Genomic DNA, 20,951 nt, shown 5'->3' on the forward strand with positions numbered 1-20,951 from the left:
GTACGGCGGCCGCCGACGCGGGCTTCGCCTCGGATGCGGCCGGCTTGTCCGCGGGCTCAGGGTCTTCGGGTTCGTCCTCGAGGCTCGTCTCCGCGACCCCCGCCTCACCCGCGACCTTGAGCTTCACGATCGGCGAGCCGATCGCGACCGTGTCGCCGATCTCGGCGCCGATCCAGGTGACTTCCCCATCGACGGGCGCGGGGATCTCGACGGTCGCCTTGTCGGTCATCACGGCGGCGAGCAGATCGTCCTCGCGGATGATGTCGCCGACCTTGACGTGCCATTCGACCAGCTCGGCCTCGGCGATGCCTTCGCCGACATCGGGCAGCTTGATGATGCGCTCAGTCATCAGCGGCTCTCCATGATCTCGCGAAGCGCCTGGCCGACGCGGGCCGGGCCGGGGAAATAGGCCCATTCCTGGGCATGCGGATAGGGCGTGTCCCAGCCCGCGACGCGCCTGACCGGGGCTTCGAGGTGATAAAAGCAGGTCTCCTGCACCAGTGCGGTCAGCTCGGCGCCGAAGCCCGAGGTCAGCGTCGCTTCGTGCAGAACCATGCAGCGCCCGGTCTTGGCGACGGAGGCCGTGATCGTGTCGAGATCGAGCGGCACCAGGCTGCGCAGATCGATCACCTCGGCATCGATGCCGGTCTCCTGCGCCACCGCCTCGGCGACATGGACCATGGTGCCGTAGGTGATGATGGTGACCGCCGATCCTTCGCGGCGGATCGCGGCCTTGCCGAGCGGCAGGGCAAAATGCCCCTCTGGCACCTCGCCGAGCTCATGCTTCGACCAGGGCGTGACCGGCCTATCGTGATGACCGTCGAAGGGGCCATTATAGAGCCGCTTGGGCTCGAGGAAGATCACCGGGTCGGGGTCCTCGATCGCCGCGATCAGCAGGCCCTTGGCGTCATAGGGGTTCGACGGCACCACGGTCTTCAGACCCGAGACATGGGTGAAAAGGGCTTCGGGGCTCTGGCTGTGGGTCTGGCCGCCGAAAATGCCGCCGCCGGTCGGCATGCGGATCACGATCGGGCAGGTGAAATCGCCGTTCGAGCGGTAGCGCAGCCGCGCAGCCTCCGAGACGATCTGGTCATAGGCCGGGTACATGTAGTCGGCGAACTGGATCTCGACGCAGGGTCGCAGGCCGTAGGCCGCCATGCCGATCGCCGTACCGACGATGCCGGCCTCGCTGATCGGGGCATCAAAACAGCGATTGACGCCGTATTTCTGCTGCAGCCCATGGGTGCAGCGAAAGACGCCACCGAAGAAGCCGACATCCTCGCCATAGACCACGACATTCTCGTCGCGGCCCATCGAGACGTCCATGGCGGAGCGGATCGACTCGATCATCGTCATGCGGGGCATGAGATGCTCCTCCCGTCATTGCGAGCGAAGCGAAGCAATCCAGCCGGCCCGCTCGACGTCCCCCTGGATTGCTTCGTCGCTGCGCTCCTCGCAATGACGGCGTGTTTTCTGCGGCCAGGCATGGCGTCACACCCCCAGCTGCTGGCGCTGGCGGCGCAGATGCGGCGGCAGCTCGGCATAGACGCCCTCGAACATGTCGCGGGCCGAGGGCTTGCCGCCGGAATGCAGCGTGCCGAAGCTTTCGGCCTCCTTCTGCGCAGCGATCACCGTCTCCAGGATCTCGGCCTGCGTCTGAATATGGCGCTCCTCGCTCCAGGCACCGACCGCGATCAGATGCTCCTTGAGACGCACAAGCGGATCACCCAATGGCCAGCCATCGGATTCCTGCTTGGGGCGATAGGCGGACGGGTCGTCCGAGGTCGAGTGCGCGCCGGCGCGGTAGGTGACGTATTCGACCAGCGTCGGCCCGAGATTGCGCCGCGCCCGCTCGATCGCCCATTGCGCCACGGCATAGACCGCGAGGTAGTCGTTGCCGTCGACCCGCAGCGCGGGAATGCCGAAGCCTAAGCCCCGCGCCGCGAAAGTGCCCGAGCCGCCGCGCGCGATGCCCTGGAAGGTCGAGATCGCCCACTGGTTGTTGACGACGTTGAGCACGACCGGCGCCTTGTAGGTCGAGGCGAAGACGAGCGCGGCGTGGAAATCCGATTCCGCCGTCGAGCCGTCGCCGACCCAGGCGGCGGCGATCTTCGTGTCGCCCTTGATCGCCGAGGCCATCGCCCAGCCCACCGCCTGGACGAACTGCGTCGTCAGATTTCCGGAGATCGAGAAGAAGCCGTGCTCCTTCGAGGAGTACATCACCGGCAGCTGGCGGCCCTTCAGCGGGTCGCGACCATTGGAGTAAATCTGGCACATCATGTCGACCAGAGGGTACTCATGCGCGATCAGCAGCCCGGCCTGGCGATAGGTCGGGAAGTTCATGTCGCCATCCGACAGCGCGATCCGGAAGGCGCAGCTCACCGCCTCTTCGCCGGTGTGTTGCATGTAAAACGAGGTCTTGCCCTGGCGCTGGGCCATCTGCATGCGGGCGTCGAAGGTCCGCAGCGTCATCATGTGGCGCAGGCCCCGGATCAGCTCGTCGGGGCTGAGATCGGGCACCCAGGGGCCCACCGCCTGCCCCTCGCGGTCGAGCACGCGAATGATTGAATAGGCCAGTTCCCGGATGTCCTTGGGGTCGACATCGACAGGCGGGCGCTCGACCGTGCCGGCCTTCGGGATCACGACATGGGAAAAGTCGGGCTGCTCGCCCGGGCGGCTCACCGGCTGCGGCACGTGAAAGCGAAGGGGTGTCTCGGTCATGCGCTCCGTCCCTGATCCGCCCTGTCGTCCGGGAAGCCAGCATTCCGTTGTCTGCCCCGGAGGGCAAGCCGTCCTGTTCCTGCGGGGCTTTCAGTCGCTATCTGCGACGCCTCCCTCTTGCCGTCAGGCTACCCCGGCTTAAAAAACGGTTTCTATCGAAATTGGTTGCGTGCGGAACCGTCTCTGGAAATAACATCTGTCGAATGACTGTTCTGCAGGATGATTTCCCGTGATACCGCGCAGCAAGCGTAGCGACGAACCGGACCAGACCGATCTGCGGATTCTCTCCGCGCTGCAGGAGGACGGCCGTCTGACCGTCAACGCGCTCGCCGACAAGGTCGGGCTCTCGCCCTCGCCCTGCTGGACGCGGGTGAAGCGGCTGGAAGAGAGCGGCGCGATCGAGCGATATGTCGCGGTGCTCGACCAGAAGGCGCTCGGATTCGGCAATGTCGTCTTCGTCGAGATCACGCTCGACAAGCATGACGACAAGATCCTCGACCATTTCGGCGAGGCGCTGACGCGGATTCCCGAGGTCGTCGAGGCCTATCTGGTGACCGGCGAATACGACTATCTCGTCAAGGTCGTGGTCAGCGGCACCGACCATTACGAGCGCTTCCTGCGCGAGACGCTCTACCGCATCCCCGGCATCCGCCAGACCCGCACGACCTTCGGTCTGCGCACACTCAAGCGCGCGATCTCGATCGACCCGCTGAAAATGCCGAGGCCGTGAGGGGGTCGAGCAGATTTGGAAGCGCCCGTCATCCTGGCCTGCGGCCGCCCAGGATGACGGGTGTGGTCTGAAGGCGCATCGTCACGAATCAGTACCCATTGCGTGGTCCCTCGCAATCGCCGCGGCGGGATCGCGCGTGGCTGCGTCGATCGCGGCGACCATCCGCGCGACACCCTCCGCGACGGCGCCGTTGTTCTCGACGGTGATCGTCGCGATGCCCGGCGGCCATTGCGGCGGTTGGCGCGAAAGCCGTGCCGCGATATCGGCGGCCGTCTCGCGGCCGCGTGCGGCCAGCCTCGCGGCAAGTATCGCTGGCGAGGCGGTCACATGAACGATGATCAGCCGCGGGACAGCCGCCGCCAGCGTCTCCAGCACGCCGCGCGATCCATTGGCGAGGATATGCCGGCCGGCCGCGAGCTCGTCGCGCAAGGAGGCGCGCAGGCCATAATGCAGGCCGTGTGCCGTCCATGACACCAGCAGCCCGCCAGATTGCGCCAGCGCGGCAAAACCTGCCTCGTCGATCGCCTCGTGGTCCTCGCCGCCGGCATCGGCCGGCCGGGTGATCAGGCGCCGGGCGAAGCCGAAGCGGCCGCCTGCGGCCAGCGCCGCGCGTGCGCCCTCCATCAGCGTGTCCTTGCCGGCCCCGCTGGGCCCGACGACGACGAAGAGGATGCCTGGCCGCATGTCGTTCTCGTCGACCTGTTGTCGTCTGATCGGGCTCGCGCCGCCCTCGTAGCGGATGCCGTCGAGGGCCTCAACCCGGCCCGACGCCCCCGACGTCAAAACCGGGGTCGCCAACACCTGCCGCGGCCATCCCTGATGGGTCGCATCGACGATGCATGGGTTCAAACCGCGGCCGCCCTGCGCCGACCGCGTCTCGCCCCCGTCATTGCGGCCATGGCGGCCGCATCCCACCTGAGCCATCCTCTACAGGCGACGGCCAGAAGAGCCGCCGCGCCGAAAGGGAGGGGTTGTCCATGATCCAAGACCAGAGCGACCTGTCCCGTCCGGCCGCGCTCGAGGTGGCCGTCGGCGATGGTGCGACCCTGAAGGTCTTCTGCGAAGGGCAGGGGCGGACGCTTCTGCTGGTCAGCGGGCTCGGCGGGAGTGCCGCGTTCTGGACGGACATCGCCGCGACGCTATCGCGCTCCTTTCGCGTCATCCGCTTCGACCAGCGCGGCATCGGGGCCAGCACGCGCGGCACGGCGCCTTGCACCATCGACGAGCTGGCGCAGGACTGCCTGCATGTGCTCGACGCGGCCGGAGCCGACAGCGCCGTGGTGCTCGGCCATTCGACCGGCGGCTGCATCGCCCAGGCTTTCGCAGGCCAGGCTCTTGCAGCCCAGACCCTTGCCAGTCAGGCCCCCGGGCGCATCGACGGCCTCATTCTGAGCGGCGGCTGGCTGAAGCCGAGCCGCTATATGGCCGGCTATTTCGGCGCACGCCGCACGTTCATCGCGAGCCATCCGCAGGCCTATGCCGCCAGCTCGGTGCTGTGTGCCTATCCTCCGGCCTGGATCGAGGCGAACTGGCACGTCTTCGAGGCCGCGGTGGAGGCCGCGCCGCTGACGGAGCAGGCGCAGGCGGTGATGTGCGAGCGCATCGACGCGCTTCTCGCCTTCGATGGCACGGCGCTGGCCGGGACGCTCGCAGGGTCGCGCGCCATGCCGATCCTCGTCCTGGGCGCGCGCGACGACATGGTGGTGCCGGCCTTCCTGCAGGAGGAGCTCGCCGCGGCGCTTCCCGGCTGCGCCAAGACCATGCTCGACAGCGGCGGCCATCTGTTCCCGGTCTCGCGGCCCGACGCCTTCACCGCCACGATCGCCGAATGGATCGGGCAGCTCTGAGGGCGCGGCGGCCGCGTCGCTCGCTCCCGCGTCGAATTGGCCCCTAGGCAGCGCCCGCCTTTGATCTATGGCAGTTCCAGGCTCGCCGCAGTCCCGTCGAGCTCTGCCCAGCGAGGTCACTCCATGCACGCCGTTGCCCGTTTCGCTTTTTTGACAGCCCTGATCGCCCCCGTCATCGCCGCCTTGCCCGTGTCCGCGCAGGATGTCGCGGCCGGCGAACGCGCCTGGAACAAGTGCCGCGCCTGCCATCAGATCGGCGAGGGTGCCAAGAACATCGTCGGCCCGCAGATGAACGGCCTGTTCGGGCGCACCGCCGGCACGGTCGAGGGCTACAGCTATTCGGCGGCCAACAAGAATTCCGGCATCACCTGGGACGAGGCGGTCTTCGCCGAATACATCAAGGACCCTCGGGCGAAGATTCCCGGCACCAAGATGGTCTTCGCCGGCATCAAGAACGAGAAGGAGATCGGCGATCTCACCGCCTTCCTCAAGCAGTTCGGCAAGGACGGCAAGAAGCTCTGAGCCCGTATCTCAGGCTTTGATCGCAAGCGCGCCCGCCGGCCTCAAGCTTCGGTGGCAGCCGGCCGGCGGCGCAACAGGTAGATGTCCATGATCCAGCCATGGCGCTCACGCGCCTGGCTGCGGGCCGCCTCGATCTCGCCGGCCACATCGGCGAGACGCCCGGCGATCAGGATTTCTTCGGCGGTGCCGAGATAGGCGCCCCAATAGATCTCGAGGTCTTCGGCAGGAATTCGCGCAAACGTCTGCTCGCCATCGAGCATCACGACAACGCTGTCCTGCCCGGCCGGGAAGCCGCCCGCCAGCTTGCGCCCGGTGGTGATCAGCACCGGTTCGCCGATTCGGTTGAGCGCGATTTTGTGGCGCGCCGCCAGCGCCTGGACGCTGCTGATGCCGGGGATCACCTCCCAGTCGATCGCCAGGCCCCCCGCGCGCACGCGCTCGACGATGCGCAGCGTGCTGTCGTACAGCGCCGGATCCCCCCAGACGAGCAGGGCCCCGCACTGGCCTTCCGCCAGATCCTCGGTGAAGCGGCGCGCGTAAAGGGCAGCGATGCGCGCATGCCAGTCGACGACCACGCCGCGATAATCGCTCCCGGCGGCAGCGCGCTGCGGGGTCTCGATGGTCACCGTGCGATAGGGTTTCTCGATGAAGCGCGCGCAGATCTCTTCGCGCAGATGGCGCAACGCCGCCTTCTCCTCGCCCTTGTCGGGCAGGAAGACGACATCGGCCCGGTTCAGCGCCTTGATCGCCTGGACCGTCAGATGGTCCGGGTCGCCGGCGCCGATGCCGATGATCAACAATTTCCGTATCACGCCAGACCCCCGCTCACCGTCGCCGACCTCCAGGCCCAGCCGCGCCGTTTGCGTGCCCATAGCATGCGTCCGCGCAGCCGCGATGCCGGCAGGAGCGGGCTCTCAGAGGTCAGGCACGATTTCCAGCTTCGCGCCATGGCTCAGGGCGGGGTCGAGGCGGCGCTCCGCGGGCCCGAAGAAGGCGATCGCATAGGCTCCCTGCCCACGATCGCGCAGATGCCGCGCCAACTCCCCGCTATTTTCGCCGTTGCCTTCGGCCTGCATCAGCGACAGCACCTGACGACCAAGCCGGAATTGGGCGAGGCGAAGACCAAGGCCCGCGATTGTCCCGCAGGTGACGGGTTCGAGGCCCGTCAGGGCCTGGTAGCGTGCAACCGAGGTCGCGAGATCGCGCACCGCCACTGTGATGCCGGCGATTCCGGTGACGCCATTGGCATGGCGGCGCGCCTCGCCTTGGGGCACGCGCAGCGCCCGCGGCGTCACATCCTCGCAGATGAACGGGATGTCGGGCTCGGGTGGGCGGGCCGAACGCCAGGCGATGCGGGTGCCGTCCGATTGCAGCCGTTCCCCTGCGATCGGCCCTTCGATGGTGATGCCGCCCGCCCGGGCTTGCGCCAGATCGGCATCGAGCGTCACGGCGGGAAGTACGGCGTAATCGACAAGGCCGCTGCCCGCTCGGTCCAGCACCTCCCACCAGCGAAAACCGGAAACCGGCCGGGAAAAGGCGATGATCTCGAGATAGGCTCCGTCCCCCAGCACGACCAGCGCGTTGCGCGAGCCCCGCGGATGCGCGCCCCCCGGCAGCACGGTGAAGCCAAGCGCGATGTAATCGGCCGTCGCCCGGTCGAGATCGGAAACCGCGATGACGATGTGGTCGATCGACTGAGGCATGCGCGGCTCCTGAGGGGGCAAGACAGAACTGGCTGATAAGTCCGCCCCACGCGTCGGTCCAAAAGGCCCGCGCGGCAAGCCGGGCACGCGCATTGCCGGGATGTACCAACTGCGTGTGACGGAGGTCGATTGACGCAAGGAAACCCCCAGAAATCCGGTCGGGCCGGCATGACGGCAGCTAGCCGGCGAAATCGGCGCTTGATACGTAAAATTAAGGATAGATAACTTGATCGACTGATTCGCGTTGGCGTTCCCGAATTTCCACAGGCGCACGCCTCGAGGCACCACTTGAACGCCCTTCCCGTCGCCGGTTCGAACGAATGGCTGGTTACGTCGGCGCACGGGGGCGCGTGCTTCCAGTCCGATACGCCATCGCGCCCGGGCGAGCCTCATATCGGGCCCGAGATCGACCCTGAACACCGCTTGTCGCTCGCGCGGCAGGGCTTTCTCCAGCTGCGGCTGGATGCCGCGCTCGGCCGCCTGGCGGCCATGGAAACTCTGCTGGATGCGGAGCGGCTGCATGCCCGTCAGGCCCAGGCGGCGCTGGCCGTGGCCGAACGCGCTCTCGATCGCCACCGCGAGACGATGGTTGTGGCCGATGAGCAGCGTCAGCATGCAGCTGCCGATCTGGGGCGGATGAAGCAGGCTCTGCATGAGGCCGCGCTCGAAAAAGCCAGGCAGGCTCATCAGATCGCCACGCTCGGTGCGGCTCTCGCGAGCCGGGTCGCCGAGATCGAGCAGTTGAAAGGCGCCGGCGCGGCCGTCGAGGCCGAGCTGCGCGCAGCGCGGACGAAGCATGGTTGCGCGTCTGACGCGCTCCAGGGCGAATGCCTGCGCCTGGAGGAAAACCTGCAAAGCGAGCGCCGCGACAAGTTCCTGCTCGAGCGCGCGCTCGACCTCGCCCGTGCCAATCGGCGTGCGCTGCACGAGTACCTTCACCTGCAATCGGCGGCCGGCCGGCCGCTCGATGCGCGGATCGCGCAGCACCGCCCCTCAGCCATCGTTGTCATATCCTCGGCCGTAGCCCCGAATTTGCCCGCCCAGCCACGTCCCCAACCCCTCGAACAGGATGCGCCGCTACCGCCACCCTGTCCGGCTCTCACGGAGCACCTCCATGCAGCCTGCAATTAGCGACCTCGCCACGGTCACCACCCTGCGTCAGAGCATCCCGACCTCGGAACAGTTTCTGAATGCGTCCGAAAAGGTCATGGCTTTCCCGACCGCTCCGTCTCAGGAGCCTGTCAGGATAGCCCCGGCGCCCGTCGCGCCGACCCCGCCGCAGCGCGACTGGCCTTCGGCGCTGGCGCTGATCGAGGAAACCAGCGAAGCGCTTCGCATCAACGATCTGCGCTACACGCAGCTCGAAGAGCGGCTGCAGCAGACGATTGCGCAGGCGGCCTCCAACATGCGCGAGCTTGAGGCCCAGATCGCCACCGCCAATGAACTGCTCTGGCGCTCTGAGGAGCGGGCGCGCCAGGCCGAGGCGCGCGCGCTGGAAGCCGAAGGCTGGCTTGCCCGCCTGCACGATGCGGTCACGACGTCGTTCTCTCCGGCCAGCCGCCCGCAGTCGCGCGGCTGACCGTGGCGCAGGATGCTCCCAGTCTCAGCCGGGCCATGCTCCGGACTCCGGGACGGCAGGTTCAGGAGCTGGCCACGCCGGAGGCGTCTTCGGCTCAGCCGCGGCTCCTGTTGCGCCGCAGCGTCGGCCGCCCGCATCCTCAGGACACCCTGGCTTTGGTGCAGGGGGCGGGCACGGCTTTCGAGACGCTGCAACTGCAGATGCTGACGATCATCGAGAAGGCCCGGAACTCGCTGCGCGATGCGCAAGGCGAAAAATCGCAGCTTCAGGGCGAGATCGCCGCGCTTGCCCGCGAGAAGAACGACTGGAGCCAGCGCGCCCGCAAAGCCGAGGCGATGCTGGGTCAGGCCAACGAGGTCCTGCAGACCCAGCAGCAGGTGCTGGAGAAGGCCCTGCTGCGCGAGCGCGAGGCCGTCCAGCGCGCCTACATGCTCGAGCTGAAGCTGCGCAAGGCAGGGCCGGCGGGGCGCCAGGGCTGACCCCCGGCATCGTCGGGCAGCGGGCGATCTGCAGCGGCCTGACGCTGTGGCCAAAAGAAGTTGTTTGCAACTCGACGTCGCCGGCGCTGAGCTGTTGCCATGGGTCACGCCGCACCTTCTGCTGTCGCATCGCTTCTCGCGCAGCCTCGACCGTCCCGCGATCAGGCTGCCGGCAACGATGCGCCCTGCTTCAGCGGGGGCAGGGTGGGGTGGCTTTCGATGATCGGTTCAGGTTTGAGGCGTCTCATGGGCGGCCGCGGCGAGGATCAGGACCTGCGCCTGCCGCAGGCCTCGACCGTGCCGGCGGCCTTCGCCGCGCTGGACAGCTTGGCCAACGAGCCCGGCGAGCCGCCGCAAAAGCCGCCGGAAGCCGCGCCGAAACTCGGCAGCTCGCACGAGGTCGGCCAGCTGATGGCTGCGATCAGCGATCAGTCCCTCGAACTGCAAACCGAATTCGCCAAGATCGCCAACTGGTCGCTCCAGCTCGATCTGCTGATGACGCGCACCGCGACGATGCAGCAGATCCTGCCGAAATTCATCCAGACCTCGCAGGAGCAGGCCGCCCAGATCGAGGAGCTCAGCAGCGTCTGCCATCGCCAGGACCGCGAGATCAGCGGGCTGCACAAGGAGCTCGGGCATTATCGCCCGCTGGCGATGCGCTATGAGGAGGAGCTTCACCGCAGCCGCGCCGCGCTCGACCAAGCGCAGGGCTCGCTGGCGGCGCTCGAAGCCGAGCATGGCCGGGTGCAAGGCGAGATCAATGGGCTGCTGCAGAAGCTGTCCAGCACCGATTCGCGGGTCCAGCGCCTGTCCGAGGAGCGGCAGGTCGTCGAGCAGAAGCTGCTCGAGAAATCGGCGGCGGTGCAGAACCTGTCGCGCGAAATCGCGATGCTGCGCTCGGATATCGTGGCGGCCACGGGCGAGAACGAACGCCTGCAACGCGACATCGCCGCCCTGGCCGAAAAGATGAGCGGTGAGCGCGAGGCCGCCAACGAGGCAGCGGGCCAGGCCCAGGCCCGCATCACCACCGCGCTGCAGACGATCAAGGAGCTGGAAGCCCAGTCCCTGGCCGCCGCCGAGCGCGAGCGCCGACTGAGCGAGGATCTCGGCCAGCGCGACAAGCGTGTCTACGATCTCGAGATCAAGCTCTCGGCCCTGCAGTCCAAGGCCGATTTCCTGACCGGCGTGAACCAGCAGCTGCGCACCGATCTGCGCCACCACATCGACCATGTCGGGACGCTGGAGCAGTCCAACCGCCAACTGATTGACGCCATGTCGCGCCACCGCGAAGCGGCGGATGCCGCTTCGCCGGATGCCCATGACGCGCCTCGAAAGCGCAAGGCTGTGGGCGACACGGACTAAGATGCCCGCGCAGGTGCACCGCCTCGATTAAGCGACGGCGTCATTCCGGCAGCAGCGAAGCGGAGCGCCGGCATCCATCATCGAGCACCGTCCAGCCCCGTGGTGGATCCCGGATCGGCGCCGCCACGCGGCTTATCCGGGATGACTCAGTGTTTCCGGGGCAAGCGGACCGCGCTCACGCCGCCGCGAAAGCAGCGTTGATGATCGCCTGCGCCTCGTCCTGGATCTGGCGCAGATGGGCCGCGTCGCGGAAGCTTTCGGCGTAGATCTTGTAGACCTCCTCCGTGCCCGACGGCCGGGCGCAGAACCAGCCCTCAGCCGTCACAACCTTGACGCCGCCGATCGCCGCGCCATTGCCGGGCGCCTCGTTGAGGACGGCGGTGATCGGCTCGCCGGCCAGCGTGTCCGTCGCGATCTGCTGGCGCGACAGCGTCTTCAGCACGGCCTTCTGCTCGCGGCTGGCGGGCGCATCGATGCGCGCATAGAGCGGCGCACCGAGTTCCTGCGTCAGCGCGACATAGCGCTGGCCCGGGTCCGAGCCGGTCTTGGCGGTGATCTCGGCCGCGAGCAGGCCGAGGATCAGCCCGTCCTTGTCGGTGGTCCAGCTCGTACCGTCCTGTCGCAGGAAGGAGGCGCCCGCGCTTTCCTCGCCGCCGAAGCCGAAGCTGCCATCGGACAGGCCCTCGACAAACCATTTGAACCCGACCGGCACCTCGACCAGCCGACGCCCGAGCCGGGCCGCGACACGGTCGATCATCGCGCTGCTGACGATGGTCTTGCCGATGGCGGCGTCGCTGCGCCAGCCCGGGCGATGCGCGAAGAGAAAGTCGATCGCCACCGCGAGGTAATGGTTGGGGTTCATCAGCCCGCCGCTGCGGCTGACGATACCGTGCCTGTCGGCGTCGGTGTCGTTGGCGAAGGCGACGTCGAAGCGGTCCTTCATGCCGATCAGGTTGACCATCGCATAGGGCGAGGAGCAGTCCATGCGGATCTTGCCGTCCCAGTCGGCGGGCATGAAGGCGAAGGTCGGATCGAGCGTGGTGTCGACGACAGTGGCGTTCAGGCGATAGCGCTCGATGATCGGTGCGTAATAATCGAGCCCGGCGCCGCCGAGCGGATCGATGCCGATGCTGACCCCGGCCGCACGGATCGCCTCCATGTCGATGACGGTGGCAAGCTCTGCGACATAGGCCGACAGATAGTCATGGCGGCGCACATGCTCGGAGGCGAGCGCCCGCGCATAGGGCATGCGCGCGATGCCAGCGAGCCCGGCTTCGATCAGCGCATTGGCCTTCCGCTCGATCCAGCCGGTGGCATCGGTGTCGGCCGGGCCGCCATGGGGCGGGTTGTATTTGAAACCGCCATCGGCGGGCGGGTTGTGCGAGGGCGAGATCACCACGCCGTCGGCCAGGCCTGAGCTGCGGCCGCGGTTATGCCCGATGATCGCATGCGAGATCACCGGCGTCGGCGTGAAGCGCAGCTCCGCATCGACCAGCGTCGTGACGCCATTGGCCGCGAAGACCTCGAGCGCGGTCTCGAAGGCGGGGCGCGACAGGGCATGCGTGTCGATGCCCAGGAAGAGCGGGCCGTCGATGCCGTGCTCCCGACGGTAGAGGCAGATCGCCTGGGCGATCGCGAGGATATGCGCCTCGTTGAAGGAGAGCAGGAAGGACGAGCCGCGATGGCCCGAGGTGCCGAAGGCGACGCGCTGTGAGGCTTGAGCCGGATCGGGCCGGTCGCGATAGGCCTCCGTCAGCTTGGCGACGTCGACCAGCAGGCTGGGGTCGAGCGGCTTGCCCGCGAGCGGGCTGATGGTGGACGTCATTCCAGATCCTCGAAACATAGCGGTGCGCGGCTTCTACGACGCCCGGATGAAGCATCTGTTCCAGCATGGGGGCCGGACGAATGCAGGGGCAGGTTAGGCGCCCGGGGCAGGGGCTGTCGAGCGGCCGCACGGGTCTCTCGCAAGCCAAACGGGGCTTGATCGGGATCAATGCGGCGCCGGCTGCGTTTGGTGATCACAGCAGCGCAGGTCTCCGGGCTCCCTCTCGGGGCTCCGGGTTCTACCCAGCCGAGGAAACCGCAATGCAACTCCCCCATGGCGCCGTCATCGCTCTCGTCGACGGCAAGCAGTTCGAGCTCTTTCGCAACAGCGGCAACGAGGCCGATCCGGTGCTCGCCGCGATGCCCTCGCCTAACCTCGACGAGCACAACCGGTCCGGCGGCGGCGGCCGCGATTCGAGTTCCGCCAACCCCACCGGGCACCAGATCGACGAGGACGCCCATGCCGCTGCGGCGACCGCCTGGCTGAACCAGCAGGTCACCGGCCACAAGATCGAGCATCTCGTGGTAATCGCCTCGCCGCGCACGCTGGGCGAGATGCGGCGCCATTATCACAAGCAGCTCGAGGCGGCGCTGGTCACCGAGCTGTCGAAGAACCTTGTCGGCAAGAGCGGGCCGGAACTCCTGGCCGCCCTGCAGGACAAGTAATCTCTCGACAGCGCTGAGGCTGGCGCCACCATCCGACCCCCGAAGCCCGGCCTTGACCTTGATCAACGCCGGGCTTTCGCACATGTCCCATAAGGCCCGGTGACTTCGCTTCCGGGACCTTCACCATGGCATGCATGACGTTCAAGGCGCGCGGCCCCTGCAGTCCTATCGCCAGCGCGATCCGCTTCCCCCTGTTCTGCGCCGCCATGCTCGCCTGCGCCCTGCCATCGGGGCCAGGCCTCGCCATGCCGGCGGACGCGCAGCGGCCCGACAATGCCGAGAGCGCGGCAATCGGCAAACAGGTGGCGCAGAAGCATTGCGGCGGCTGTCATGCGATCGAGGCCAGCGGCGAAAGCCCCAATCCCAAGGCCCCGCCTTTTCCGCTGATCGCCGAGCGCTATCCCGACGGCAACCCGGCCCCGGTCCTGATCGATGGAACCGTGGTGCGCCATCCCGGCATGCCCGAATTCAAGCTGATCGAGCACGAGACCGACGGGCTCGTCGCCTATATCCGGCGCGTTTCGCGCTGGTGGAAGCCCGCGTCCTGACGCAAGGCGCGCCGGTCGCGACATAAAGGGAGCCACCGATGCGCACGAACCCGATAGGCTGGCCAAGATCTCCGATCGCCGCGCTGGCCGTCCTGCTGCTGGGCGCCGGCGGCGCGCAGGCCCAAGAGATGGGCGATGCACGCGCCGGCCGGCAGGTTGCCACGTCGCTGTGCATCCAGTGCCACCAGATCGACGGCGCCGCGGGCGATCCTGCCCGCGTTCCGCCCGGCTTTCGCGCCGTCGCCGACACGCCCTCGCTGACCGCGCTGTCGCTGCGCGTCTTCCTGCAGACGCCCCATGGCGAGATGCCGCGCTACCAGCTCACCCCGACCGAGACCGACGACGTCATCGCCTATATCCTGAGCCTGCGGCCGCGCTGAGGCGCAAGGCCGGGATGAGATCGCGCTTCCGAGACAACTCAACCCGCGCTAGCGTTCCCGCTGCGCGCCCGCCGCGCTCATCGCAGCCTCGACCTCGTCTGAATCGATGCGGCCGGCCTCGCGCAGCCGGCCGGCGATCTGAGCCAAAGCTGCCCGCATCGCCGGCTGATAGAGGATGGCGGTGGCGGCTCTCGCGCAGCGCGCGCGCAGAAGGCTGGCATCGGCCGGCTGCAGCAGGGCGATGAAGGGCTGCATCTGCGCGACGTCGTCTTCATGCGAATGCAGTTCGCCCGGGTACCATTTCAGCCCAGGCCCCTCGTTCCAGTAGACCATCTCGCCGCAATGGCCGGCGCTGAGGATCGTGATCTCGATCTCGGCGCGCCGCAGATCGACGGCCCGCTCGGCCCGGAAATCGCGGGCATAGGGCATAAAGCAGGTCTCGCCGGAGACGCCGTGCGGCGGCCGCAGCCAGGCATGGCTGATGGTGCGGCGGTGATGCCAGCCGACGACGATATGGCCGGCCTCGTGAAAGGCGCAGGCCGCGCGCCGGATCGCGGGCGGAATGGCGTCGAGGCTCGGCATGGCGTTTTGTGTCTTGCGCCGCGACGGCGATGCGCAAAGCCCTGGATCAGATCTGCGCCCGGCCCGCCGGCGTGATCGTGACCGTCCCGTCGGGCCCGTCCTCGAACCAGCCCAGCGTCTTGCCATGCTCGTAGCTTGCCACGACTGCCGTGGTCTCCCAGCCATTCATCGCCGCGATCGACAACAGATTGCCCGCCGCCAGCAGCTCGCCCGGCTCGGTCTCGAAATGGGCGAAGACATCGAGCGCCAGTCTCGCCTTCTCGCCATCGCTCGCCACCATCGCTTCGTCCCCCCGCTCTGTGTCGTCGTCGCCGTCCCGGATCACCCCGTAGCGGCGGCCGACATCAGGATGTCCGCGCCGTCGCGCCGAGGCAAGCCCGGCCCGGCACCGAGTGCGGCGCCGACAGGCTTGCCCCAGGCCGCCAGCCAGTCATGCGCGCTGGCGATCCTGACGCGCTGGAGCTTGTGCAGCACGTCGTCATCGACCCAGGGCGATGCGCAACGCGCGCGGGCATCCGCGCAGATCCGGTCGAACAGATGCGCGGTGACGAAGGTGTCGGCGCTGGCCCGGTGCAGCGCGCCGGCAGCGGTGATCCCGAATTCGCCGACCAGCCGGCCGAGCTTGTAGCTGCTGAGCCCCGGATAGACCCGGCGCGCCAGCAACAGCGTGCACAGCGCGCGCACCGGCGCGCCCCTTAGGAACGCGCCGGCCTCATATTCGAGGAAGCGGCGGTCGAACCCGGCATTATGCGCCACGATCGCGGAGGGGCCGATGAAGGCGGCCAGCCCCGCCATGGCCACCTCCGATGGCGGCGCCCCCGCCAGCATCTTCGTGGTGATGCCGGTGATCTGCGTGATCTCGAAGGGCACCCGCACGCCCGGATCGACCAGCGTCGCGAACTCGCCGCCCGCGCGGCCATCCACGACCTCGCGCGCCGAGACCTCGATGATGCGGGCGCCCTGCGCCGGGCTGATGCCGGTCGTCTCGAAGTCGAGAACGACGAAGCGGCCTTTGGGAATGTTCTGCAACGGTCGAAGGCTCCGCAGCCCAGGGGGGCGACTCAACGCCGCTATGATAGCAGGTCGGCGACCGCCGATCCCAGCCGTGCTAGGCTGCGGCCTTGCAGGCATTCTCCGGCTGACGCGCCATCACACCCATGCGGACCAATAGATGTGGACCTTCAAGACGCTGGCTCTCACGGGGCTGGGCACGCTCGTCGGCCTCGCCGCGATCGCCATCGGGGCCTGGTTTTACCTCGTGAGCACGGTCGAGCAGCCGAAATACGCCTCGGTCACGCAAGACGGCGCCATCGAGATCCGCGATTATCCGGCGCTGGTCGTGGCGGAGGTGACGCGGCGCGGCGACCGCCAGGCCGCTGTGCGCGCCGGCTTCTCGCCGCTCGCCGGCTACATCTTCGCCAGGAGCCGCGAGGGCGAGACCGTCAGCATGACCGCCCCGGTGACGCAGACGCCGGCCGCCGCCGCCGATCAGGTCTGGCTGATCCGCTTCGTCATGCCGGCTAAATACACGCTGGAGACCCTGCCCCGCGCCGCCGGCGACGATGTCCGCCTGCTGTCGCTTCCGGCCGCGCGCCGCGCCGCGATCCGCTTTTCGGGCGTCGCGACCGACGGTCTGATCGGGGAAAACGAGGCGCAGCTGCGCGCCTGGCTCGCGAAAGCGGGGATCGCGATCCAGGGCGCGCCGACCTACGCCTATTACAACGACCCGTGGACGCCGGGTCCTTTCCGCCGCAACGAGGTCCTGTTCGATGTGGCGGGGTCTTGAGGGTCGGCGCGCTGCCACGACGCCAGCAACCGGCGGTTCATCCCGCATGGAGACCCGGCCACATCGCAAAGCGCAGCCCGACACGCTTCGAACATGATACCACGGCCGCTCGGGGCCCTTGCTTCACCGGCAATCCCGCGCCGCCGATGCGTCCTTGATCAGAGTGCCCGAAAGGATCCCTTTGATGGCGCGCCGAGGCGATCACTGGCCTCGGAGCGCCCGTGCAATACTGCCGGAATGATAGGGCTTGGAAATCCAGATGACGTCCTGACCAATTCCGTCTCGGTCACCCGCTGGCTCCGCGAAGCCGGACGCGATGACGATCCGGATCGATGGCCACCGGGCCTGGACCTGCGAGACCAGGGAAGTCCCGGAAATACCAGGCAACCCCAGATCGGTGACGAGAACATCGATCGGATTGGCTTGCAAAATTTCGAGGGCCTGCTCGGCCGAGCCCGCTTCAAAAACCGCATGTCCGAGATCCTCGACCATATCCACCGCCGCGATCCTGATCAGAGCCTCGTCCTCGACGAGCAAAACGTTCAGTTTCACGGGCTTGATTGGTGTTGAGCCGGCGTCCTCTTGGGCCGGCTCCTTCGTCGGCGATGTTGCGTCCAGCAACGACCGGACCCGCCGGGCCAATTCCTCTCGGGTGTAAGGCTTGCTGAGGAACTCCACGGCCTCGTCGAGGCGACCGCCGTGCACGATCGAGTTCTCCGTGTATCCAGAGGTGAAGAGGACAGCCAGTCCAGGAATGAGCGCCTGCGCCCGCGACGCCATCTCGCGGCTTTGCAGGGGCCCGGGCATCACCACATCCGTGAAGAGCAGGTCGACTGGCACACCGCTTTCCACGATGGCAAGCCCGCTCGACGCGTCCCGAGCCCTCAGCACCCGATACCCCAGTTCCGACAAAAGCTCGATGACCGTTGTCCGGACATCGTCATCGTCCTCCACGATCAGGATCGTCTCGGTTCCTCCGCGAACAGGCCCGATCTCACTCATGGGTCTGAGTGCTTCGTCCTGCTGGGTCCGAGGCAGATAGATCCGAACAGTGGTCCCTTGCCCGACTTCGCTGTAGACGCTGATATGGCCGTTGGACTGTTTGACCAGTCCATAGACCATACTCAGTCCCAGCCCGGTGCCCTTGCCTTGTGGCTTGGTCGTGAAAAACGGTTCGAAGATCCGGTCCAGGATCTCCCGAGGGATGCCACTCCCGGTATCGGTCACCGCGATCATGACATAGGGTCCCGGGGTGACTTCAGAATGTTGACGCGCATACAGCTCGTCCAAAATCGCGTTTTTTGCTTCGATCGTCAGCTTTCCGTGCCCGTCCATCGCATCTCGCGCGTTGATCGCGAGGTTCAAGATCGCGTTCTCCACCTGCGTGTCGTCGACGAAGGTGTTCCATAGTCCAGCGGACGCGCTCGTTTCGATCTGGATCCCTTCCCCGAGCGCCCGCTGGAGAAGGTCGTCCATATCGCTCAACAGGCGTGCCATGTTGACGGGCTTTGGAGCCAATGGCTGCTTTCGACCGAAAGCGAGAAGTTGCGCGGCCAGCCGAGCCCCCCTCGCAACCCCGGCAATCGCATTCTGGACGCGCTGCTCGGCTCGGATGTTTCCTGAAACATCCCGTGTCAGAAGGTGCAGGTTACCGGAGATGACCTGCAGCAGATTGTTGAAATCATGGGCAATGCCGCCGGTCAGCTTGCCGATCGCCTCCATCTTCTGGGATTGGCGCAACTGTGCCTCGACCGCCTCGCGTTCCGCCACGGCCTCCGCGACGCGTTTTTGCAAGGAGGCATTGAAGTTCTCCATAGCCTGGCGAGCCAGGAGGTCGGCGGTGATGTCCCGCGCCTCGATCACCGTGCCGATCGCGCATCCGGTTTCGTCACGGATGGGGCTCGCCGTGAAGGCGACCGGATAGAAGCTGCCATCCTTATGGATGAACATATCTTCGCCCTGGACCTGGTTCTCTTCCGGGAAGGCGCGATCGATGGCGCATTCATGCAGCGGGAACGGGCGGCCATCCGGGTAGCTATGATGGATGACATCATGCAGGGGCCGACCTTGTGTCTCCTCGAAACGGTAGCCGGTGAGCCGCTCGGCGCCCAGGTTCATATAAATGCACTGTTGCCGGTCATCCATCAGGAACACGGCCATCGTGGTGTTGGTCAGGATCGTATCGAGACGCTGGGAAACCTGCTTGAGCGCACGGTTCGCGGATTCGCGTTCCGTGATGTCTTCGATCGCCGCAAAGAAAACGGCGCGGGCTTCGTCCTCGAGCAACTGCAGCTTGACGGACACGTTGTAGCAGCTGCCGTCCTTGCGACGGTGAACGGTCTCGAAGTTCTGGAAAGGCTTCTCGCCTGACAGCAAGGGCTGCAGGATCTCGGCAAACTGCGCATCGGAAACAGTGGGTTTGATGTCCACGGGTGTTAACGCGGCGAGTTCCTCCATGGTGTAGCCGAGATTCTCTCGGGCCCCTCGGTTGACGAGGATGAATTTGAGGGTCCTCGCGTCGAAGACATAGGTTTCGCTGGTCGCGTCCTCCACGATGCGACCCAGGCGCTCGCTGCTGGACGCGGTCGTCAGCCGCTGCAGCTCAGCGGCCACGCGATCCGCGAACAGCTCCAGGATTTCTTCGGGGTGAAGCGAGGCATCGATCGGTTGATCGTTCAGAACGGCGAGCAGGCCGAGTGTCCCGCCATCATCGGCGCGAAGTGGCACGCCCAGATAGCTTTGGACTCCCATCTCGGAAAGCAGGGCATCATCGGGAAAGAGGTCGGCAACATGGGCCGGGTAGAAACACACCTCGTTGCCAAGGACGTTGGCGCAGGGCGTTCCAGCGAGATCATACTCGAAATAGTCCTGCGGCCGCCCGTCGCTCCAGGCCGAGATGACCCGCGCACGAGCCGGATTGCTCGGATGCAGATCGCAAAGCAGGACCCAGCGCACGCCCAGCGCCTCGGCCAACGCCTCCACGACGGAATCGAGAAAGGGCCGACCGACCAGGCGGGAGCAGTCGATCAGCTTCTGGCGAGCAGCCTCGGCGCGCTTGCGCGGTGTGATATCGCGCGCGATCTTGGACGCTCCGATGACCTCGCCCTGCGCACCCTTGATCGGCGAAACCGTCAGCGAGACATCGCGTGCGACGCCATCCTTTCGCAGGCACCGCGTCTCGAAATGACCGACGATCTCGCCAGCGTTGATTCGGTTGAGGACCTCGGCCGCCTTCGAGTGGTGCTCGTCCGGGATGATGCGCGTGATCGGCTGACCCACGATTTCGGCCGAGGTGTAGCCAAACAGATTGGTCGCGCCCAGGTTCCAACTGGTCACCATGCCGCTGGGGGAGACAGTGATGATCGCGTCTTCGCAATGCTCGACGATGGCAGCGAAACGCTCACCCTGAATCGTGTCGTAAATCGCCGGCTTGTCCATCGTCATGACCTGTTTTAGCGTCCACTGAGCCAGACTATATTTTATGGCCGAAAGCAAACGGCTCTTCAACGGCTCCTGGTTTGGCGCAGTAGACCCAAACTGCGTCTCTGGCTGTTGACGACAGGCCGTTTTCCGATGCCGGCGATCCTGGACTCCTCATGCGGCCGCGAGACGGGCACTGCCAAACGCATCGGATCTGGGATGGCGATTGACCGAATGCCGGTGAGGACCGGGGGGCGAGGCCTGTTGGTGTTGCGCTTCGCGCGCATAGTATGGCGGGCACCGTCGCGCCGCGCGGACGTCGCCTCCTCCACTCGGATACGGATCGCTATCAGTCTTGCGTCGCCAGCAAATAGAAGGCGGTGAGGCCCGAACCGACAGCGCCATTGCCCACAAAAATGCCCAGCATGACCAGGAAAAGCTGTGTCTGCTCGGCTTCGGCCGCCAGCATGCTGCCCACGAAACCGATATCGAAAGCAACGATGATCAGATAGGTCGCGGCACCCAGCAGCGCCCCCAGGGCCACATGAAGAGGCACGGTCCGAAAACGGTCGGCGTCGCGGCGATCCGGCACTGGCGCCCTCCCTCACCCAGGTTATCTGCGTAATCGATTCGGACGGGAGTTGTTCCCGAGCCCGCCACACCCGCGGCGCGCCCGACACGCTTCGAAACTGTGATCGATGCCCGTCCGGCGGATCCCACCCGCGCAAATCCATCGTTGCCCCGCGCGCCGCGATCGGCTATTGCCCTTGCACGGATTGCGCCCGTAGCTCAGCTGGATAGA

General features: G+C 66.8%; 23 protein-coding genes. 11 read left to right on the plus strand and 12 right to left on the minus strand.

The window, feature by feature from the left end; genetic code table 11:
• The 3 genes from IP69_RS20115 to IP69_RS20125 form a co-directional block, all read right to left on the minus strand.
• On the minus strand, positions 1-349 hold a 349-nt coding region (locus tag IP69_RS20115), incomplete at its 3' end, for a biotin/lipoyl-containing protein (protein WP_349236308.1).
• Positions 349-1,365 (minus strand): alpha-ketoacid dehydrogenase subunit beta, encoded by a 1,017-nt coding sequence (locus IP69_RS20120; protein WP_054144613.1) that lies wholly within the window; start codon positions 1,363-1,365, stop codon positions 349-351. The genes IP69_RS20120 and IP69_RS20115, both read right to left, overlap by 1 nt.
• A gap of 126 nt (positions 1,366-1,491) precedes the next feature.
• Complete coding sequence (locus tag IP69_RS20125; protein ID WP_054144614.1) at positions 1,492-2,721, minus strand: 3-methyl-2-oxobutanoate dehydrogenase (2-methylpropanoyl-transferring) subunit alpha; 1,230 nt, start codon at positions 2,719-2,721, stop codon at positions 1,492-1,494.
• Positions 2,722-2,950: 229 nt separating this feature from the next.
• Between IP69_RS20125 and IP69_RS20130 the strand changes: the two genes are divergently transcribed.
• On the plus strand, positions 2,951-3,451 hold the full coding sequence (locus IP69_RS20130; protein ID WP_248306913.1) for an Lrp/AsnC family transcriptional regulator: 501 nt from the start codon (positions 2,951-2,953) through the stop codon (positions 3,449-3,451).
• Between the two features lie 81 nt (positions 3,452-3,532).
• Here the strand turns inward: IP69_RS20130 and phnN are convergent, their stop codons facing one another.
• Positions 3,533-4,252, minus strand: a complete 720-nt coding sequence (gene phnN, locus IP69_RS20135; RefSeq protein WP_248306914.1) for a phosphonate metabolism protein/1,5-bisphosphokinase (PRPP-forming) PhnN — start codon at positions 4,250-4,252, stop codon at positions 3,533-3,535.
• Between the two features lie 176 nt (positions 4,253-4,428).
• Between phnN and IP69_RS20140 the strand changes: the two genes are divergently transcribed.
• Entirely contained in the window at positions 4,429-5,298 is an 870-nt protein-coding gene (locus tag IP69_RS20140; protein ID WP_054144615.1) for an alpha/beta fold hydrolase, read from the plus strand.
• 123 nt (positions 5,299-5,421) lie between these two features.
• Complete coding sequence (locus tag IP69_RS20145) at positions 5,422-5,820, plus strand: cytochrome c family protein (protein ID WP_054144616.1); 399 nt, start codon at positions 5,422-5,424, stop codon at positions 5,818-5,820.
• 41 nt (positions 5,821-5,861) lie between these two features.
• On the opposite strand, the gene cobF is transcribed toward IP69_RS20145, so the two are convergent.
• On the minus strand, positions 5,862-6,629 hold the full coding sequence (gene cobF / locus IP69_RS20150) for a precorrin-6A synthase (deacetylating) (protein WP_054144632.1): 768 nt from the start codon (positions 6,627-6,629) through the stop codon (positions 5,862-5,864).
• 105 nt (positions 6,630-6,734) lie between these two features.
• Positions 6,735-7,523 carry a VOC family protein gene (locus tag IP69_RS20155; protein WP_054144617.1) on the minus strand — a complete coding sequence of 263 codons (789 nt, stop codon included), beginning with the start codon at positions 7,521-7,523 and terminating at the stop codon, positions 6,735-6,737.
• A 288-nt stretch (positions 7,524-7,811) separates the two neighbouring features.
• On the opposite strand from IP69_RS20155, the gene IP69_RS20160 reads away from it, so the two are divergent.
• From IP69_RS20160 to IP69_RS20175, 4 genes are all read left to right on the plus strand, one after another.
• The gene (locus tag IP69_RS20160; protein WP_156323578.1) at positions 7,812-8,654 is read left to right on the plus strand and encodes a hypothetical protein; all 843 of its coding nucleotides are present in this window, start codon (positions 7,812-7,814) and stop codon (positions 8,652-8,654) included.
• Entirely contained in the window at positions 8,638-9,102 is a 465-nt protein-coding gene (locus IP69_RS20165; protein WP_054144619.1) for a hypothetical protein, read from the plus strand. Before IP69_RS20160 ends, IP69_RS20165 begins: the two co-directional genes overlap by 17 nt.
• Before the next feature lie 35 nt (positions 9,103-9,137).
• Entirely contained in the window at positions 9,138-9,581 is a 444-nt protein-coding gene (locus IP69_RS20170) for a hypothetical protein (RefSeq protein ID WP_054144620.1), read from the plus strand.
• A gap of 246 nt (positions 9,582-9,827) precedes the next feature.
• Positions 9,828-10,943, plus strand: a complete 1,116-nt coding sequence (locus IP69_RS20175; protein ID WP_054144621.1) for a hypothetical protein — start codon at positions 9,828-9,830, stop codon at positions 10,941-10,943.
• 175 nt (positions 10,944-11,118) lie between these two features.
• Here IP69_RS20175 and pgm read toward each other — a convergent pair whose 3' ends face one another.
• Entirely contained in the window at positions 11,119-12,768 is a 1,650-nt protein-coding gene (pgm, locus tag IP69_RS20180; protein ID WP_054144622.1) for a phosphoglucomutase (alpha-D-glucose-1,6-bisphosphate-dependent), read from the minus strand.
• A 260-nt stretch (positions 12,769-13,028) separates the two neighbouring features.
• Here pgm and IP69_RS20185 point away from each other — a divergent pair, with 260 nt between their 5' ends.
• The 3 genes from IP69_RS20185 to IP69_RS20195 all read left to right on the plus strand — a co-directional run bounded on the left by IP69_RS20185 (position 13,029) and on the right by IP69_RS20195 (position 14,361).
• Complete coding sequence (locus IP69_RS20185) at positions 13,029-13,433, plus strand: host attachment protein (protein ID WP_054144623.1); 405 nt, start codon at positions 13,029-13,031, stop codon at positions 13,431-13,433.
• Between the two features lie 125 nt (positions 13,434-13,558).
• Positions 13,559-13,981, plus strand: coding sequence for a cytochrome c (locus tag IP69_RS20190; RefSeq protein ID WP_156323579.1), 423 nt, complete (start codon positions 13,559-13,561; stop codon positions 13,979-13,981).
• 38 nt (positions 13,982-14,019) lie between these two features.
• A complete protein-coding gene (locus IP69_RS20195; RefSeq protein WP_054144625.1) occupies positions 14,020-14,361 on the plus strand; it encodes a cytochrome c in 342 nt (113 codons plus the stop codon).
• A gap of 48 nt (positions 14,362-14,409) precedes the next feature.
• On the opposite strand, the gene IP69_RS20200 is transcribed toward IP69_RS20195, so the two are convergent.
• Genes IP69_RS20200 through IP69_RS20210 form a run of 3 tightly spaced genes read right to left on the minus strand, consistent with a single transcriptional unit; the run spans position 14,410 to position 15,972 of the window.
• A complete protein-coding gene (locus tag IP69_RS20200; protein WP_054144626.1) occupies positions 14,410-14,943 on the minus strand; it encodes a hypothetical protein in 534 nt (177 codons plus the stop codon).
• 46 nt (positions 14,944-14,989) lie between these two features.
• Positions 14,990-15,223: a hypothetical protein gene (locus IP69_RS20205; RefSeq protein ID WP_156323580.1), complete on the minus strand. Its 234-nt coding sequence runs from the start codon at positions 15,221-15,223 to the stop codon at positions 14,990-14,992.
• A 41-nt stretch (positions 15,224-15,264) separates the two neighbouring features.
• Positions 15,265-15,972 carry a 3'-5' exonuclease gene (locus IP69_RS20210; protein ID WP_054144628.1) on the minus strand — a complete coding sequence of 236 codons (708 nt, stop codon included), beginning with the start codon at positions 15,970-15,972 and terminating at the stop codon, positions 15,265-15,267.
• 142 nt (positions 15,973-16,114) lie between these two features.
• Between IP69_RS20210 and IP69_RS20215 the strand changes: the two genes are divergently transcribed.
• Complete coding sequence (locus tag IP69_RS20215; RefSeq protein ID WP_054144629.1) at positions 16,115-16,729, plus strand: heme-binding protein; 615 nt, start codon at positions 16,115-16,117, stop codon at positions 16,727-16,729.
• A 201-nt stretch (positions 16,730-16,930) separates the two neighbouring features.
• Here the strand turns inward: IP69_RS20215 and IP69_RS21580 are convergent, their stop codons facing one another.
• Together IP69_RS21580 and IP69_RS20225 are read right to left on the minus strand one after the other, a co-directional pair.
• Positions 16,931-20,173, minus strand: coding sequence for a PAS domain S-box protein (locus IP69_RS21580; protein WP_082359497.1), 3,243 nt, complete (start codon positions 20,171-20,173; stop codon positions 16,931-16,933).
• Between the two features lie 325 nt (positions 20,174-20,498).
• Positions 20,499-20,741 carry a hypothetical protein gene (locus IP69_RS20225; RefSeq protein ID WP_054144630.1) on the minus strand — a complete coding sequence of 81 codons (243 nt, stop codon included), beginning with the start codon at positions 20,739-20,741 and terminating at the stop codon, positions 20,499-20,501.
• Positions 20,742-20,951 lie beyond the last annotated feature (210 nt).

This window comes from Allobosea sp. AAP35 (assembly GCF_001295925.1).
Lineage (GTDB): Bacteria > Pseudomonadota > Alphaproteobacteria > Rhizobiales > Beijerinckiaceae > Allobosea.